Consider the following 15,576-nt stretch of genomic DNA (forward strand, 5'->3'; position numbering starts at 1 on the left):
GCGTCACCAGCCGCCGGGGCGGCCGGACGACCCGTTGCCGCGGCCGTTGCCGTACGGCAGGAGCCGGGGACGCACGTCCACGAGGTAGACGATCGCCGCGACCACGCCGATGACCCCGAAGAAGCCCCCGACGCTCATCGGCGGCAGCGAGATGAATCCGAGGGCCGCCGCGACCCCGAGGATCGCGAGCCAGATCGGCTTGGTCAGCTTGCCCTCGGCCGTGAACGCGCTCGCGGGACGTCGGATCGCGTCGACGAGCGCGACGAGCTCGGTCACGAACACGACGAGCATGAGCACGAAGAAGACGATCCACTGCAGCGACCCGATGATTCCCACGGGCACGAGCCTACGGTCTGGCGAGCGGCCACGGCACCACCCGCAGCCCGACCGACCGCGCGGCGGTCACCACGTGCGGGTCCCAGGCCGCCACGATCGTGTCGTCGTGCGCGACGGCGAGGGCGCTCGCCACGTGCACCGCGTCGTTGCTGCGCAGCGCGCCGGCCGCGACGAGCGCCGACGCGCGGTCGGCGACCTCGCCGGAGACCTCGACCACGTGCAGCGCGGGGTACAGCGCGTCCCACGCGCCGAGGGCGCGCGCGTGGCCCGGGCCGTCGAGCACGCCGCCGCGGGCGCCCGCGGCGAGGGCCGCCCGCACCTCGACGTCGGCGAGGCGGCTCGTCACGACGACGTCCGCCCGGTTCCACAGGCGGCTCGCCAGCGCGGAGCCGGCCTCGGGGACGCAGAGCTTCACGAGGGCGCTCGCGTCGAAGTAGACCAGTGCCATCGGGGCCTCAGCGCCGGATCCGGCGCACGAGCGCGGCGACGCCGCCCCCGCGACCTCCGCGGGCGCCGTCGGCCGGTCGCGCCCCGTCCGCGCCCGCCGTCCGCGCGCCGGCGTCAGCGCCTGCGGGGACCGCGTGGACCGGGCGCTCCCCCGCCGGGGGGACCAGCACGCCGTCGCGCACGAGCTCCGTGACCAGGTCCGCCGTCGCGACGCCCGTCAGCCGGGCGACGGGGACGCCGCGCTCGGTGATGACGACCTCCTCGCCCTCCCTGGCCCGCTCGATCCACGACTTGAGCTCGGCACGCAGGGCGCTGACGGGGACCTCCATGCCCCGACCGTACCGGCCCGGGGCGCCGCTGTGCAGGGTGAAGATCGTCCCGTTCGCCCGGCAGGGCCGGATCGCCCGCTCAGAGCTCGGGGAGGGCGTCGCGCGCCTGCTGCGGCGTCGCCCCGGCCGCCTCCAGGAGGTCGACGATGGGCGATCGCACGAGCATCACGAGCGACTGCACCTGCCAGTCGCCGTCGCCGAGCGCGTGCGGGTCGGCGCTGTGCGCGACCTCGAGGAGGACCTCGCGCGCCACGGCCGGGTCGCGACCGGCGCCGACCGCCTCGGCGAGCACGTGCACCCCGGCGCCGAACCGGGCGACGAGGTCCGCGACCGCGTCGAGCTCCCGCTCGTCCGGCCCGCCCGCGACGGGCACGGCGCGCCGCGCCAGGACGCGCACGCTGCGCATCGCCCGGTCCACGAGGACGGCCTGGCGCTCGAGCCCGCCCAGCTCGTCCCGGTGCCGCAGCCCCGCCGCGGTGACGCGCGCGAGCTCGCGCGCCGACGACGCCGACGACTGCCAGTCCTCGAGCGCACCCTCGGAGGCGCGGCCCTTGACGAGCGCCGCCTCGAGGTCGGCGCGGTCGCGCCCGCGCAGCCCCCGCGCGAGGACGTCGAGGACGGCGGCGAGCTCCGTCGTCGCCTCGGCACCCAGCAGCCGGGGACGCCGGCGCGGGTCGCCCGGGGTGAGCGCCGCGACCGCGAGCGCGACGGCGCCGCCCACCAGCGCGTCCGTCCACCGTCCGAGCGGGCCGCCCGCCTGCGCGGCCGGGAGCCCGACGATGACGATCGCCTGCACCCCGGCCTGCGTCGTGAGCATCGCGCCGCGGTCGATGAAGCGCGCCGCGAGGGCCGAGACGGCGAGCACGACGGCGACCTGCCACCACCCCGACCCGATCGCGTGGACCACGAGGTCGCCGAGCCCGACGCCGATCGCGACCCCGACCGCGAGCTCGAGGACGCGGCGGAGCTGCCGGTCCTGGCTGAACCCGAGGCACACCCACGCGGAGACGGGGGCGAAGAAGGGGGCGACGTGGCCGAGCCCGTAGCGCGCGATGCCGAACGCGAGGCCCGCGGCGGCCGACGCCTGGAGGATGGGCCACAGCGCCACGCGGACGCGCGAGGCGCCCTGCCGGATCCGGGCACGCAGGAGGAGCCGGCGCCACGCGGTGCGGGCGACGTCGACCGCGCCGGGGCCGGCGGACGGGCCCGGCCCGCTCCCGGACGCCGGCCCCGCGGTCACAGCATGCTCGTCGGCGCGCCCTCGCCGCGGGGCGTGACTCCGCGGCCGACAGGGCCGCGCGGGGCGGGGCGGTCGACCGAGACCCCCTCGCCCGGCACCACGACCTCCTGCGCCGCGGAGACCGCGCCGCCGTCGCAGTCGACGAGGAGCTCCGCGTCCTCGGGGACGCTGCGCTTGAGGACGGCGAGCGCGATCGGGCCGAGCTCGTGGTGACGCGCGACCGACGTCACGGCGCCGACGGGCCGCCCGTCGAGCGTGACCTCGGCGCCGGGCGCCGGCAGCAGGTGCCCCGAGCCGTCGAGGTGCAGCATCACGACCCGGCGCGGCGGTCGCCCGAGGTTGTGCACGCGCGCGATCGTCTCCTGGCCCCGGTAGCAGCCCTTGTGCATGTGGACGGACGTGCGGAGCCAGTCGGTCTCGTGCGGGATCGACCGGTGGTCGACCTCGGTCGCGAGCCGCGGCCGCCACGCCTCGACCCGGGCCGCCTCGGTCGCCCACGTGCCGACGAGCCGCCACCCGGCCGCCTCGCGCGCGGCGACGGCGTCGGCCAGCTCGGCCCGCGGCACCAGCACGAGCCGCCACGGCCGCTCGCGGCCCGGGTGCTCGTCCTCGGGCGGGCCGTAGCGCGTGCCGCCGCCGGTGACGCGCGGCCACGGGTCGCGCCACGTGACCGGCTCGCCCTCCGCGCCCTCGGCGTCCACGGGCTCGCCGAGCGCCGCCCAGTCGTCGGTCGCGTCGGCGATCTCGACGCGGAGCATGAACTTCATGCGGTCGAGCCAGGCAGCGAGGTCCGTCGCGTGCGAGCGCTCGGTGACGAGCCAGGTCGTCTCGCCGTCGTCGACGACGGACGCCGCGTGCTCGACGTGCCCCTGCGGCGAGAGCACGAGCAGCTCCGTCGACGTGCGCGGGGCGAGGTCCGTCAGGTCCTGCGACGTGATCGAGTGCAGCCAGCTCAGCCGGTCGGGGCCCGTCACCGTCACGACGCCGAGGTGCGACTGGTCGACGACGGCGCCGCCCGTGCGCAGGGCGCGCTGCTCCCCGGTCGGGTCGCCGTAGTGCCACGCGACACCCTCGTCGGGGCCCGTCGCGGGCACCGCGCCGTGGCGGGACAGGAGCGGGCTGGTGTAGCCGGTGGTCACGGGTGGTCCTCCTTCGTCGGCGCGTCCGGGCCTGCGGGTGTGCTCGTCCGAGGCCCCGCCGGTCAGGTCGTCGGGCGCCGGGACAGCTTCGCGGACGCGTACGACTGCAACGGCTCACCGAAGGCAGCCAATTCCCACACCCACAGGAGCTGGCCCTCGACGAACCCGTACAGCCGCTTCGAGGCGGTGACCTCCGACGCCGTGGACGTGCGGGCGATCAGGTCGCTCGCCAGGTCCACGCGGCCGTTGCCGACCGCGCCGAGGTACACGGACACGCGGCCCGCCGGGTCGGCGAGCAGCACCTCGAGCGGGTGCCGGTCGTCCTCGAGCCCGTCGGGCCGGTCGGTGGACACGCGCCAGTAGCCCGTCTCGGTGGACCACACGGGCGCGTCCGACGCCGCCGCGTCCAGCGTCGCGGCGTCACGCTCGGGCCACGCGCTCTCGTCGGGGACGGTCTCCGGGACCTCGGTCTCGAGGAGGCGCAGCGTCGACTCGTAGCGCAGGTACGGGCCGCCGTCGTGGTCGAACACGACGTCGTGGACGAACGGCGTCTCCTCGATGCCCGGGTACTTGACGACCCCCTCGCCGCGCCAGCTCCCGACGAGCCAGGCGAGCGGGTAGACCTCGGGCGCGAGCCCCTCGGGGAACTCGAACGGCATCAGCGACCACCTCTCGGAGTCGGGCGGGGCGACGTGCGTGCGGCGGGGCGCGCCCCGCGCGGCAGCGTCAGCGCTGGCCCTTGTAGAGCTTGTAGACGACGTACCCCGCGAACCACGTGATGGTGACCGTCGCCGCGAGGAGGAGGCCGAGGAAGATCAGCTCGAGAGTGTGCGGGCTCATGCGGCCGATCCTACCGGCCGGGCGGGACGACCACGCCGCGGGCGGGGACCGGCTGCCCGGGAGGGCTACGCTCGGCCGCGTGACCGACACCGTGCCGCCCCCTGCGGCTCCCCGTCAGCGCTCGCTCGTCGTCAAGGCCACGTCGGGGCTCGACCGCCCCGAGGCCGCCAACCAGGCGTTCACCGTCGCCGCCGCGGCGGTCGCTGCGGGCGTCGAGGTGAGCGTGTGGCTCACGGGCGAGGCCGCGTGGCTCGGGCTGCCCGGGCGCGCCGCCGAGCTCGAGCTGGAGCACGCGGCCCCGTTGCCCGACCTGCTCGACGCCGTGCTCGCCGCCGGCACGCTCACCGTGTGCACGCAGTGCGCCGCGCGCCGCGGCATCACGGCCGACGACGTGCTCCCCGGCGTGCGGATCGCCGGCGCGGCGGTGTTCGTCGAGGAGGCGCTGCACGAGGGCGCACAGGCCCTCGTCTACTGACCCGCGGCCGACCGCACCGGTTCACCGGCGCGTCAGCCCGCGAGCGCGTCAGCGCGGGAGCGTCAGCGCGGGAGCGTCAGCGCGCGGGAGCCACCCGGCGCAGCAGCAGGTACAGCTCGCAGCCCAGGCACAGACCGAACGCGGCGTTGAGGACGGCCGCCACGAGCGCGAGCGCCGCCGCGGCCGGCACCGCGCCGTCGACGCCCAGCAGCCCCAGCACGACCCCCGCGCCGGTGATGACCAGGCCGACCGCCTGCGCGAACCGCGGCGGCCTCGGGTCCTCGCGCTCCGCCGTCGGGCCGATGCGCGGGAGCACGACCATCCGGTAGACCCAGGCCTGCCACGTGCCCTGCGCGCCCCGGACCGCGCCGAGCAGGAAGCTCGCCGCGACGACCGCGAGCAGCACGAGCGCGGCGGGCGACGTCCACAGGAGGATGACGACGGCGAGCAGCAGCGCCGTGATGCCGGCCCCCGCGCGCGGCCCGCGCGGGTCGATCCCGGCGGGCGCGGACCCGCGCTCGGTCGCGGCGTCGCCTCGGCCAGCCTGGTCGCTCATGCGGTCTCCTCCGGTGCGGCCGTCGGGGACGGCGTGGGTCAGGCGTCGTGCGCGGTCGCGGAGGCCGCTGCCGCGTCCGCGACGGCGAGCGCTGCGAGCGCCTGGGCGCGGTTCATCCCCCCGCTCGCGCGGGCGACCTCCCGACCCTCCGCGTCGAGCACGAGGACGGTCGGCGTGCGCAGTATGCCGAATGCTCGCACCAGGTCGAGGTGGTCGTCGACGTCCATCTCACGATGCGTCACGTCGTCGTGCGCCGCGCTGACCTCGCCGAGGACGCGCGCCGTCGCCCGGCACGGCGCGCACAGCTCCGCCGAGAACTGGACGAACGTGCCGCGGGCGCCCAGCACGACGCCGTGGGCGGGCCAGTCGACGGACGCGGCGCCGTCGTCGGCCGTGGACCCGGACGACGTCGCGCGCGGCGCCCGCACGACCCCCTGCCGCCGCTGCCACCACACGCCGAGCGCGAGCGTCGCGAGCAGGGTCGCGCCGAGGAGGACGACGGGGAGCGCCCCCGGCGTCATCCCACGATCACCCGGCCCACCACGAAGATCAGCGTCCCGCCGACCGCGACCGGGAGCGCCGTCGCGGAGAACGCGCCGAGGCGCCCCCGCAGCTCCGGGAGCTGGTCGAAGAGCGCGTGGAGCGACGCGACGAGCAGGCCCGCGACGACGCCGGACCAGACGCCGCTCAGCAGGTCGAGGTCGGGCATGACGTACCCGACGGCACCGCCCGCGGCGACCGCGAGGCCCAGGGTGAGCGCGGCGTTGGTCCAGCCGCCGAGCGGCAGCGCCGAGACCGCGGACGCGACGGCCAGCGCCACCGCGCACGTCACGACCAGGGACTCGCCCGCGTCGGTGCGGCCCGTCGCGATCCAGCCCGCGCACGACGTCGCGACGACGATCCCGCTCACGGTCCCGATGAGCGACTCGACCAGGCGCGGGCGCCCGTCGCGGCGCAGGAGCTCGGCGACGAACGCGAGCACCACGGCGAGCGCGAGCACCACGGGCAGGTGCCGCAGCGCGGGCTCGCCGTGCGTCGCGGCCGTCGCGCCCACGGCGCCGAGCCCGGCGATCGCGATGACGACGCGCGTCCCGCCGTGGACGGGGATGTCGAGCAGGCGCGGCCACCCGATCGCGACGATCAGGGCCAGGGCCCCCGACGCCGCGGCGAGCGGGAGCGGGCCGAAGAACGCGGCGACGGCGATGCCCGCGGCGAGGCACGCCGTGACGACGGCCCGGGTCGAGAGGTCCACGCGGTCAGCGCCCCGTTCGGGGGTCGCGGGAGGGCGTCGGGTCGTGCAGCACGCCTCAGAGTGTCGCAGAGTCTCCCGCCGGACCGCCTACCGGCCCGGCGCGCGCACGGCCGTGGGACGTTCGCCGTGTCCGCGCCCGGCACGCGATACGGTAACCATCCACGGACCGAGGACGTGGCCGATGACGTGGCGAGCCCCGCAGAGGTACGTCCCGGCCCGGTCGCCACGCGTCGACGCCCGGGGGCGCCGCCCGCGCCCCGCGACCCGGAAGGAGGTGCCGGATGGCGGACCTGCTCATCCTCACCCCCGCGACAGGCGGTTCCGTCGAGGTCCTGCCCGCGCTCGGCCTGCTCTCGCACCGCATCCGGGTCCTTCCCATGGAGCCGTCGGCGCTCGTCGACGCCCCGGACTCCGACGTCGTGCTGCTCGACGCGCGGCGCGACCTCGTCGCGGCCCGCACCACGTGCCGCCTCATGCACGCCACCGGGCTCACGGTCCCGCTCGTGCTCGTCCTCACCGAGGGCGGGCTGACCGTCGTCACGGCGGAGTGGGGCGCGGACGACCTCCTCCTGGAGGGCGCCGGCCCGGCGGAGGTCGAGGCCCGGCTGCGCCTCGTCATCGAGCGGTCCGCGCGCGGACCGGCCGAGGACGGCCCCCAGGAGATCGCCGCCGGCGAGCTCGCGATCGACGCGAGCGGCTACACCGCGCGGCTGCGCGGCCGCCCCATCGACCTCACGTACAAGGAGTTCGAGCTCCTCAAGTACCTCGTGCAGCACCCGGGCCGCGTGTTCACCCGCGCCCAGCTGCTCCAGGAGGTCTGGGGCTACGACTACTACGGCGGCACGCGGACCGTCGACGTCCACGTCCGGCGCCTGCGCGCCAAGCTCGGCCCCGAGCACGAGCAGCTCATCGGGACGGTGCGCAACGTCGGGTACCGGTTCGACCCGCCGAAGGACCGCCGCCCCGCCGAGGGCGTGGACGACGCGGGGGCAGGCACCGCCGGGTCGTCGGCCGACAGCGGGCCCGGGACCCCGGTAGGTTCGTCCGGGTGACGCCCGACCCCTCCGACTTCACGTCCGCGCTGCCCGACGGCCCCTGGCGCCATGAGCTCGTCCCGGCCAACGGCGCGCGCTTCCACGTCGCGCTCGCCGGTCCCGAGGACCGCGGGGTCCGGGACCCCGGGCCGCCGCTGGTCGTCCTGCTCCACTCCTTCCCGCAGTTCTGGTGGGCGTGGCGCCACCAGATCGAGCCGCTCGCCGCGGCGGGCTACCGCGTCGCCGCGATGGACGTGCGGGGCGTCGGCGCCTCCGACAAGCCGCCGATCGGCTACGACGCGCCGACCCGCACCCGCGACATCGCGGGGGTCGTCCGCTCGCTCGGTTCCGGGCGCGCCGTCGTCGTGGGTCACGGCACGGGCGGCAGCCTCGCCTGGGCGATGGCCGCGCTCCAGCCTGCCGTCACGGCCGGCGTCGCGGCCTTCTCCGCGCCGCACCCCGCGCGGCTGCACACGTCGGCCCGCCGCCTGCTCACGCCCGCCGCGCTGCGTCAGCTCGCGTTCTACCAGGTGCCCACGCTGCCCGAGCGGGCGCTCGTCCGTGGCGACCTCGTGGCCGAGGTGCTCGCGACCGGCGCGGCCACGCCCTTCGCGCCCGACGTCGTCGACACGTACCGCACCGTCATGCGCATCCCGTTCGCGGCGCACACGGCCATGGAGTCGCTGCGCTGGGCGGTGCGCTCGACGCCCCGCCCCGACGGCCGCCGCTTTCTGGCCGCGCTCCGCCGCCCGATCGACGTCCCCGCGCTGCAGGTCCACGCCGGGGAGGACGGCCTCGTGCGGCGCGACCTCGCCGACGCCGACGGCGCCGCGCTCGCCCGCGACTTCCGCTTCGAGGTCGTGGACGGCGCCGGCCACTACCTCCCCGAGGAGGCGCCCGACGCCGTGACGGACCTGCTGCTCGACTGGCTGCCGCGCGCGGTGTAGCCGCACAGGCCCGGGACCTCAGCTCGTCTTGACCAGCTTCGCCGCCTTGACCGGGTCGACCTCGCCGACGCCGAAGGACGGGCACCAGCGCGCGATCGTGCACGCGCCGCACGCGGGCTTGCGCGCGAAGCACACCCGACGGCCGTGGAAGATCAGCCGGTGCGAGAGCATCGTCCACTCCGACTTCTCGACCAGCCCGCCGACGACCTGCTCGACCTTGACCGGGTCCTCCTCGGTGGTCCAGCCGAGGCGGCGCACGAGCCGGCCGAAGTGGGTGTCGACCGTCAGCCCCGGCACGCCGAACGCGTTGCCCAGCACGACGTTCGCCGTCTTGCGGCCCACGCCCGGCAGGGTCACGAGGTCCTCCAGGCGTCCCGGCACCTCGCCGTCGTACCGCTCGACGAGCGCCTGGCCGATGCCGATGACCGACTGCGCCTTCGCCCGGAAGAACCCGGTGGGGCGCAGCAGCTCCTCGAGCTCCTCCCGGTCCGCACCCGCGTACGCGGCGGCGTCCGGGTAGCGCGCGAACAGTGCCGGGGTCGTGAGGTTCACGCGCTTGTCCGTCGTCTGCGCGGACAGGACGGTCGCGACGAGCAGCTCGAGCGGCGTCGTGAAGTCCAGCTCGCAGTGCGCGTCCGGATAGGTGACCGCGAGCTCGCGGTTGGTGCGGCGCGCGCGCCGGACGAGGGCGAGGTGCGACTCGGGCTTCGGCGCCCCCGTGCGGGCCGGCTCGGTGGTGGTCACGGACCCACCGTAGCCGCCGCCCCCGACACCCGAGTTGCAGCCGTAGGGCAGACTTGTCCTGGAACATTTCCGAGGACGAGACGATAGGACACCCCGCGTGGACGACGACGTTGTGCTCTCCGCCCCCCTGTTCGCGACGATGGACGCGGACGAGACGCGCACCCTCTTCGAGTCGATGCAGCAGATCGAGCTCTCCCGCGGCGACGTGCTGTTCCGCGAGGGCGAGCCGGGCGACCGCCTCTACGTGATCGCGAGCGGCAAGATCAAGCTGGGGCGCCGCTCCAACGACGGCCGCGAGAACCTCCTGTCGATCCTCGGCCCCGGCGAGATGTTCGGGGAGCTCTCCCTGTTCGACCCGGGCCCCCGCACCGCCACCGCGAGCTCCGTCGCCGACTCCGTCATCTACGAGCTCGGGCACGACCAGCTCGTCGAGTGGATCGAGAAGCACCCGAGCGTCGCCAAGCACCTGCTCAACGCCCTCGCGCGTCGCCTGCGCCGCACCAACGAGACGCTGGCCGACCTCGTGTTCTCCGACGTCCCGGGCCGCGTCGCCAAGGCGCTGCTCGACCTCTCGACCCGCTTCGGCGAGGAGACGGACGAGGGCGTCCGCGTCGCGCACGACCTCACGCAGGAGGAGCTCGCGCAGCTCGTCGGTGCGTCGCGCGAGACGGTGAACAAGGCGCTCGCCGACTTCGCGACGCGCGGCTGGGTGCGCCGCGAGGGCCGGGCCGTCGTCCTGCTCGACATGGACCGCCTGGAGCGCCGCGCGCGCTGACCGACCGCCACCGACGAGGACGGGGTCGGCGACCGGGTCCGTGAGGACCTGGCCGCCGGCCCCGTTCGCGTGCCGGCGGGGGCGCTACTCCGCGAGCTCCACGACGATCTCGACCTCGACCGGGGCGTCGAGCGGCAGGACCGCGACGCCGACGGCACTGCGGGCGTGGACGCCTGCCTCGCCGAAGACCTCCCCGAGCAGGGCGCTCGCCCCGTTGACGACGCCGGGCTGGCCCGTGAACGACGGGTCGCTCGCCACGAACCCGACGACCTTGACGACGCGGGCGACCTGGTCGAGGTTCCCGACGAGGTCGTGCACGGCGGCGAGCGCGTTGAGCGCGCACTGCCGGGCGAGGGCCGCGGCGTCGGCGGGCGGGACGAGCCCCTCGCCGTCGCCGACCTTGCCCGTCGCGGGCAGCGCGCCGTCCACGAACGGGAGCTGGCCCGACGTGTGGACGTACCGCCCCGAGCGCACCGCGGGCACGTAGGCGGCGACGGGCGCTGCCACCGGGGGCAGGGCGAGGCCGAGCTCCGTCAGGCGCGCGGCGATCGTCCCGGCGGGGAAGCCCGCCACTACTTCTCCCCGGTCGGGCGCTTCAGGTAGGCGACGAGGCCGTTGCCGTCGGGGCCGGTCACGACCTGGACGAGCTCCCAGCCGTCGGAGCCCCACTGGTCGAGGACGGCCTTGGTGTTGTGGATGATGAGGGGGATGGTCGCGTACTCCCACGTGGTTGCCATGGGGCGAGCGTAGTCGGCCCGCGCAGGCACCGCCGAGGAGGTCGCCGCGGGATGCTTACACAACCCGCACACCCGCGGGCCCCGGGATCCCGGGGCCCTCCCAGGGTCGCTCCCGTAGGGTTGTCACCATGGCTTCCCGTGTGCGTCCTCGCGGCCGGCAGATCAACGCGTACCAGCTCGTCGCCCTCTTCCTGGCGTTCGTGCTGGTCTCCGGCGTCGGCGGCGTCCTCGCCGCCGGGCTGCTCGTCCCGCTCGCCGCCGGGGCGAACACGGCGACCGACACCGCGGTCGAGGTCTTCGACGAGCTGCCGGCGGACCTCGAGCCCGGCCCGCTGTCCGAGCAGTCGCGCATCTACGCCAAGGACGGCACGACGCGCCTCGCGACGTTCTACACCGAGAACCGCATCGTGGTCCCGCTGGACCAGGTCTCGGACGCGATGAAGAACGCGGTCATCGCGATCGAGGACAAGCGCTTCTGGGACCACGGCGGCGTCGACGTCGAGGGTCTCCCCCGCGCGGTCGTCAACAACATCACGGGCGGCGACACCCAGGGGGCCTCGACGCTCACGCAGCAGTACGTGAAGAACGTGCTCATCGAGCAGGCGGTCCGCGACGACGACACCATGGCGCTCTACGAGGCCAACGAGAAGTCGCTCGGGCGCAAGGCGCGCGAGGCCAAGCTGGCCATCGCGCTCGAGAAGAAGATGACCAAGGAGGAGATCCTCCAGGGCTACCTCAATATCGCGCAGTTCGGCCGCTCGGTCTACGGCGTGGAGACGGCGGCGCGGCACTACTTCAACAAGAGCGCGATCGACCTCGACTACGTCGAGGCCGCGACGATCGCGGGGATCACCAAGGCGCCGTCGACGTACGACCCGACCACGGAGCCGGAGAACGCCCAGAAGCGACGCGACATCGTGCTCAACCAGATGTACCAGCAGGGGTTCATCACCCGCGAGGAGTACGACACGGGCCGCACCCGGCCGATCGCCGAGACGCTCTCGGTCCAGCCGCTCGAGGCGGGCTGCCAGGCATCCGGTGGTTCGGCGTTCTTCTGCGACTACGTCACGAAGATCATCATGTCCGACCCGGTGTTCGGCGAGACCAAGGAGGAGCGCCAGACGCTGCTCTACCGCGGCGGTCTCGACATCTACACGACGCTCGACCCCGCGATGCAAGCGGCGGCCGAGCAGCACGCGGCCGCGGCGGTCCCGGCGGACGACCCGAGCCAGATCGAGGACGCTATCGTCACCGTCGAGCCGGGGACCGGCAACATCCTCGCGATGGCGCAGAACCGCGCGTTCGACAACACCCAGGAGCCCGCGCCGAACACGACGGCCGTCAACTACAGCGTCGACCAGGCGCACGGCTCGTCGAACGGGTTCTCCCCCGGCTCGACGTGGAAGCCGTTCGTGCTCGCGGAGTGGCTCAACGAGGGCCACTCGCTCTACGAGAACGTCAGCGCCACCAAGCGGACGTGGACCCTCAGCCGGGACTTCCACGCGAGCTGTGTCCGGTTCGGCAACGAGCAATGGACGCCCGCGAACTCCGACGGCGACGGCCAGGGCTCGATGTCGGTCCTCAAGGCGACGTACAACTCGGTGAACACCGCCTACACGACGATGGCGAGCAAGCTCGATCTCTGCGGCGTCGCGAGCACGGCGACGGCGGCGGGCTTCCAGCCGTCCATGCTCGAGGACGGCGGAGAGGTGAAGGTTCGCCCGTCCATGATCCTCGGCACGCAGAACTCCTCCCCGCTCCAGATGGCGGCTGCGTACGCGACGTTCGCCAGCGGCGGCACCTACTGCTCGCCGGTCGCGATCACCAAGGTCCTCGACTCGAACGGTCAGGAGCTCCCCGTGCCCTCTGCGGACTGCCGGGAGAACGCGATCGACCCGGGCGTCGCGAACACCGTCACGTACGCGCTCCAGCAGGTGCTGACGCAGGGTTCCGGGCGCGGCAACGCGCTGGCCGACGGTCGTCCCGCGGCAGGCAAGACCGGCACGGCGAACAACAACACGCACACGTGGTTCATCGGGTACACGCCGCAGGCCGCGACCGCCGTCTGGATCGGCAACGCGGAGGGCGACGTCCCGATGAACCGGAACACCTACGGGAGAGCATTCACGATCAACGGGAAGTCGCTCCAGTTCTGGTACGGCTCGAGCCTGGCCGCACCGACCTGGCGCGACTACATGAACCAGATCCTCGCCGGCCAGCCCGCCCCGGGCTTCGCCGACCCGGACTGGAAGCGGGTCAACGCCCCCGCCCCGCCGCCCACGGCGCCGACGACGCCCGAGGGCGGCGACGGCGGCCAGGGTGGTGGTGACCAGGGCGGCGGCGACCAGGGCGGTGGCGACGAGCAGCCCGACGCCGACGCGGGCGGAGGCCGTGGCGACCGCGGTGACCGCGGGAACGGGGCCGGCCGCGACGACGTCGACCTCGGCGAGTGGTTCGGCAACCTCGGCGGCAGGGGGAACGGCTGAGCGCCGCCGGCCGACGCCGGGCCCTGCGCGGGCTCGGCGCGCTCGCCGTCGTCGGCCTGACCGGCGTGGCGTACGCGCACGTCGAGACCACGCTGTTCACGCTCCGCCGCGTGACCGTGCCCGTGCTGCCCGCCGGCACGCCCGCCCTGCGCGTGCTCCACGTCTCGGACCTCCACCTGGTCCCCAGCCAGCGGCGCAAGATCGAGTGGGTGCGCTCGCTCGCCGAGCTCGAGCCGGACCTCGTCGTCGACACGGGCGACAACCTGGCGCACGTCGACGCGCTCGACCCGCTGCTGCACGCGCTCGAGCCGCTGCTCTCGACGCCCGGCGCCTTCGTCATGGGGTCGAACGACTACTACGCGCCCGTCCCCAAGAACCCGGCGCGGTACCTCCTGCCGGACGCGCGCGTCCCGTTCGCCGGCGAGGCCCGGCTGCTCCCGGCGGGCGAGCTCGCCGCGGCGATGCGCGACGCGGGCTGGGCCGACCTCACGAACCGTCGCGACGTCCTGGAGGTCGGCGGCGTCCGCCTCGACCTCGTCGGCGTGGACGACCCCCACCTCGACCGGGACGTCTTCCCGGCACCCTCCGCTCCGGGCGGTCTCGGTGCCGGCTCCGAGGGGGCGTCGGACGACGGCCCGGTGCTCCGCGTCGGGGTCACGCACGCGCCGTACCGGCGTGTGCTGGACGCCATGCACGACGACGCGGCGGAGCTGGTCCTCGCGGGCCACACCCATGGCGGGCAGCTCTGCGTGCCCGGGTTCGGCGCGCTCGTGACGAACTGCGACATCGACCGCCGGCGGGCCAAGGGTCTGCACGGCTGGCCCGGCGCGCGGCCCGACGCACCCGGTGGCGAGGACTCGACGTGGCTCCACGTCTCCGCCGGAGCGGGCACCTCGCCCTACGCGCAGGTGCGCTTCGCGTGCCGCCCCGAGGCGACGCTGCTCACCCTGACGGCACGCTGAGCGGGTCGTGCGCACCCTCCCCGCGAGGGCGCGCACGGGGTGTCGGCGGGGTCACGGGAATCGAGTTTCGTCGCACGGCACTTCGTCGGCTATTCTGAGCAGGCTTCCCGCGCGGAAGACGAGGTCTCCTCGTCGATCATCGTGCGGACGAGCAACCGGGGTGTGGCGCAGCTTGGTAGCGCGCTTCGTTCGGGACGAAGAGGTCGCAGGTTCAAATCCTGTCACCCCGACCAGGCTGAAGGCCCGGAATCGCCACGATTCCGGGCCTTCGTCATGTCCGCCGACGGGGCGTCCGCTCGGACGTCCCCGCTCCCCGACCCGTCCTCAGGGCCGGTCCGCACCCGGGCCGGTCGCCGTCCCGGCGGCGTCGCACGGCGGGTCGATCGCCACCCCCGCCGCGTCCGCCTCCCCCACCAGGAGGACGAGGGCGCGCTCCATCGCCGTCGGCTGCAGCTTGCCGACCTGGTGCCCGTGCGGGTGGTCGAAGAACGCGAGCAGGCACAGCAGGAGCGTGATGACGAGCGTGACGCTGCCCATGAGCAGGCCCTGCGTCGCGGCACGCTCCGCGGAGTCGGCGAAGAAGAGCAGGAAGACGAAGACGGTCGCGGAGACGACGAAGAGGACGAGCCACAGGGGCAGCGGGATCAGGCCCTCCGCGCCGTGCACGCGGGACTGGCGGGCGTCCTCGCGGGCCGCGGTCTGGTCCATCCACCGGTCGTAGGCGGACTGCTGGGTGTCCGACGCGGGGACGACGTCGCGCACCGTCCGGTAGAGCGCGACCCCCCACGGGTTGACCGCCTCGCCGAGCGCGCCGTCCGCCATCTGCTCCCACTCGCTCGCGACCACGTACCGGGCGTAGCAGACGAGCTCCCCGGACAGCCGCGTCGCGTCGTCGGGGGCGAAGAACTGCGCGGTCTCCAGCTGCTGCACGACGATCCGCGCCTCGGCCTCGGCGCCGCTCCGCGCCTCGTCGTACGACTCGAAGGCGAGGAAGACGATGAACCCCAGGAGCACGGAGAAGCCCGTGGCGACCACCCCGAAGACCCCCGACGCCCGGTCGCCGTCGCTGAACCGGCTGCCGGCCGGTGCGCGCCGCCGGACGAGCAGCATCGTCGCGACCGCCACGGCGACGACGACGACGGTCACGATCGCGCCGACGACGATGCTCACGGCACCTCCTCCGCGCGGGTGCCGCCGCGCGGTGCACGGCGGGTGCTGTCGTGGACAAGCCTGCCCGGGGACGCCGTCCGGGGTCGTCACGCGAAACGTGTGAACGC

Annotated in this window: 19 protein-coding genes and 1 tRNA gene; 7 read left to right on the forward strand and 13 right to left on the reverse strand. The window is 75.0% G+C overall.

What is annotated here, in order from left to right; all coding sequences use genetic code 11:
* Positions 1-3: 3 nt before the first annotated feature.
* From ACZ402_RS17030 to ACZ402_RS17055, 6 genes are all read right to left on the reverse strand, one after another.
* Positions 4-336, reverse strand: a complete 333-nt coding sequence (locus tag ACZ402_RS17030) for a DUF2516 family protein (RefSeq protein ID WP_318783088.1) — start codon at positions 334-336, stop codon at positions 4-6.
* Positions 337-346: 10 nt separating this feature from the next.
* A complete protein-coding gene (locus ACZ402_RS17035; protein WP_375825571.1) occupies positions 347-784 on the reverse strand; it encodes a type II toxin-antitoxin system VapC family toxin in 438 nt (145 codons plus the stop codon).
* A 7-nt stretch (positions 785-791) separates the two neighbouring features.
* Positions 792-1,112 carry a type II toxin-antitoxin system Phd/YefM family antitoxin gene (locus ACZ402_RS17040; protein WP_375825572.1) on the reverse strand — a complete coding sequence of 107 codons (321 nt, stop codon included), beginning with the start codon at positions 1,110-1,112 and terminating at the stop codon, positions 792-794.
* Positions 1,113-1,191: 79 nt separating this feature from the next.
* A complete protein-coding gene (locus tag ACZ402_RS17045) occupies positions 1,192-2,352 on the reverse strand; it encodes an FUSC family protein (RefSeq protein ID WP_375825573.1) in 1,161 nt (386 codons plus the stop codon).
* Positions 2,349-3,491, reverse strand: a complete 1,143-nt coding sequence (gene ygfZ / locus ACZ402_RS17050) for a CAF17-like 4Fe-4S cluster assembly/insertion protein YgfZ (RefSeq protein ID WP_375825574.1) — start codon at positions 3,489-3,491, stop codon at positions 2,349-2,351. The genes ACZ402_RS17045 and ygfZ overlap by 4 nt, the downstream gene beginning before the upstream one ends.
* Positions 3,492-3,553: 62 nt before the next feature.
* Positions 3,554-4,150 carry a heme-binding beta-barrel domain-containing protein gene (locus ACZ402_RS17055; RefSeq protein ID WP_375825575.1) on the reverse strand — a complete coding sequence of 199 codons (597 nt, stop codon included), beginning with the start codon at positions 4,148-4,150 and terminating at the stop codon, positions 3,554-3,556.
* Between the two features lie 260 nt (positions 4,151-4,410).
* Here ACZ402_RS17055 and ACZ402_RS17060 point away from each other — a divergent pair, with 260 nt between their 5' ends.
* Positions 4,411-4,806 (forward strand): DsrE family protein, encoded by a 396-nt coding sequence (locus tag ACZ402_RS17060; protein ID WP_375825577.1) that lies wholly within the window; start codon positions 4,411-4,413, stop codon positions 4,804-4,806.
* A 76-nt stretch (positions 4,807-4,882) separates the two neighbouring features.
* Here the strand turns inward: ACZ402_RS17060 and ACZ402_RS17065 are convergent, their stop codons facing one another.
* Genes ACZ402_RS17065 through ACZ402_RS17075 form a run of 3 tightly spaced genes read right to left on the reverse strand, consistent with a single transcriptional unit; the run spans position 4,883 to position 6,614 of the window.
* On the reverse strand, positions 4,883-5,362 hold the full coding sequence (locus ACZ402_RS17065; protein ID WP_375825578.1) for a DUF4395 domain-containing protein: 480 nt from the start codon (positions 5,360-5,362) through the stop codon (positions 4,883-4,885).
* 38 nt (positions 5,363-5,400) lie between these two features.
* Positions 5,401-5,883: a thioredoxin family protein gene (locus ACZ402_RS17070; RefSeq protein ID WP_375825580.1), complete on the reverse strand. Its 483-nt coding sequence runs from the start codon at positions 5,881-5,883 to the stop codon at positions 5,401-5,403.
* Positions 5,880-6,614 carry a hypothetical protein gene (locus ACZ402_RS17075; protein WP_047232246.1) on the reverse strand — a complete coding sequence of 245 codons (735 nt, stop codon included), beginning with the start codon at positions 6,612-6,614 and terminating at the stop codon, positions 5,880-5,882. Before ACZ402_RS17075 ends, ACZ402_RS17070 begins: the two co-directional genes overlap by 4 nt.
* 281 nt (positions 6,615-6,895) lie before the next feature.
* Between ACZ402_RS17075 and ACZ402_RS17080 the strand changes: the two genes are divergently transcribed.
* The gene (locus ACZ402_RS17080; RefSeq protein WP_375825581.1) at positions 6,896-7,666 is read left to right on the forward strand and encodes a winged helix-turn-helix transcriptional regulator; all 771 of its coding nucleotides are present in this window, start codon (positions 6,896-6,898) and stop codon (positions 7,664-7,666) included.
* The gene (locus tag ACZ402_RS17085) at positions 7,663-8,595 is read left to right on the forward strand and encodes an alpha/beta fold hydrolase (RefSeq protein ID WP_375825582.1); all 933 of its coding nucleotides are present in this window, start codon (positions 7,663-7,665) and stop codon (positions 8,593-8,595) included. The genes ACZ402_RS17080 and ACZ402_RS17085 overlap by 4 nt, the downstream gene beginning before the upstream one ends.
* A gap of 18 nt (positions 8,596-8,613) precedes the next feature.
* Here the strand turns inward: ACZ402_RS17085 and nth are convergent, their stop codons facing one another.
* Positions 8,614-9,339 carry an endonuclease III gene (nth, locus tag ACZ402_RS17090; RefSeq protein ID WP_375825583.1) on the reverse strand — a complete coding sequence of 242 codons (726 nt, stop codon included), beginning with the start codon at positions 9,337-9,339 and terminating at the stop codon, positions 8,614-8,616.
* A gap of 97 nt (positions 9,340-9,436) precedes the next feature.
* Here nth and ACZ402_RS17095 point away from each other — a divergent pair, with 97 nt between their 5' ends.
* The gene (locus tag ACZ402_RS17095; protein WP_047232250.1) at positions 9,437-10,114 is read left to right on the forward strand and encodes a Crp/Fnr family transcriptional regulator; all 678 of its coding nucleotides are present in this window, start codon (positions 9,437-9,439) and stop codon (positions 10,112-10,114) included.
* 84 nt (positions 10,115-10,198) lie between these two features.
* On the opposite strand, the gene ACZ402_RS17100 is transcribed toward ACZ402_RS17095, so the two are convergent.
* Together ACZ402_RS17100 and ACZ402_RS17105 are read right to left on the reverse strand one after the other, a co-directional pair.
* Positions 10,199-10,687, reverse strand: coding sequence for a RidA family protein (locus ACZ402_RS17100; RefSeq protein WP_375825584.1), 489 nt, complete (start codon positions 10,685-10,687; stop codon positions 10,199-10,201).
* Complete coding sequence (locus tag ACZ402_RS17105) at positions 10,687-10,851, reverse strand: hypothetical protein (RefSeq protein WP_021481786.1); 165 nt, start codon at positions 10,849-10,851, stop codon at positions 10,687-10,689. The genes ACZ402_RS17100 and ACZ402_RS17105 overlap by 1 nt, the downstream gene beginning before the upstream one ends.
* A gap of 128 nt (positions 10,852-10,979) precedes the next feature.
* Between ACZ402_RS17105 and ACZ402_RS17110 the strand changes: the two genes are divergently transcribed.
* The 3 genes from ACZ402_RS17110 to ACZ402_RS17120 all read left to right on the forward strand — a co-directional run bounded on the left by ACZ402_RS17110 (position 10,980) and on the right by ACZ402_RS17120 (position 14,532).
* On the forward strand, positions 10,980-13,337 hold the full coding sequence (locus tag ACZ402_RS17110) for a transglycosylase domain-containing protein (protein WP_375825585.1): 2,358 nt from the start codon (positions 10,980-10,982) through the stop codon (positions 13,335-13,337).
* Positions 13,301-14,299 (forward strand): metallophosphoesterase, encoded by a 999-nt coding sequence (locus ACZ402_RS17115; protein ID WP_375825586.1) that lies wholly within the window; start codon positions 13,301-13,303, stop codon positions 14,297-14,299. The genes ACZ402_RS17110 and ACZ402_RS17115 overlap by 37 nt, the downstream gene beginning before the upstream one ends.
* A gap of 156 nt (positions 14,300-14,455) precedes the next feature.
* A tRNA-Pro gene (locus ACZ402_RS17120) sits at positions 14,456-14,532 on the forward strand.
* A gap of 91 nt (positions 14,533-14,623) precedes the next feature.
* Here ACZ402_RS17120 and ACZ402_RS17125 read toward each other — a convergent pair.
* Positions 14,624-15,469, reverse strand: coding sequence for a bestrophin-like domain (locus ACZ402_RS17125; RefSeq protein WP_375825587.1), 846 nt, complete (start codon positions 15,467-15,469; stop codon positions 14,624-14,626).
* Positions 15,470-15,576: the final 107 nt, after the last annotated feature.

The sequence above is a fragment of the Cellulosimicrobium sp. NPDC030954 genome (assembly GCF_055571305.1).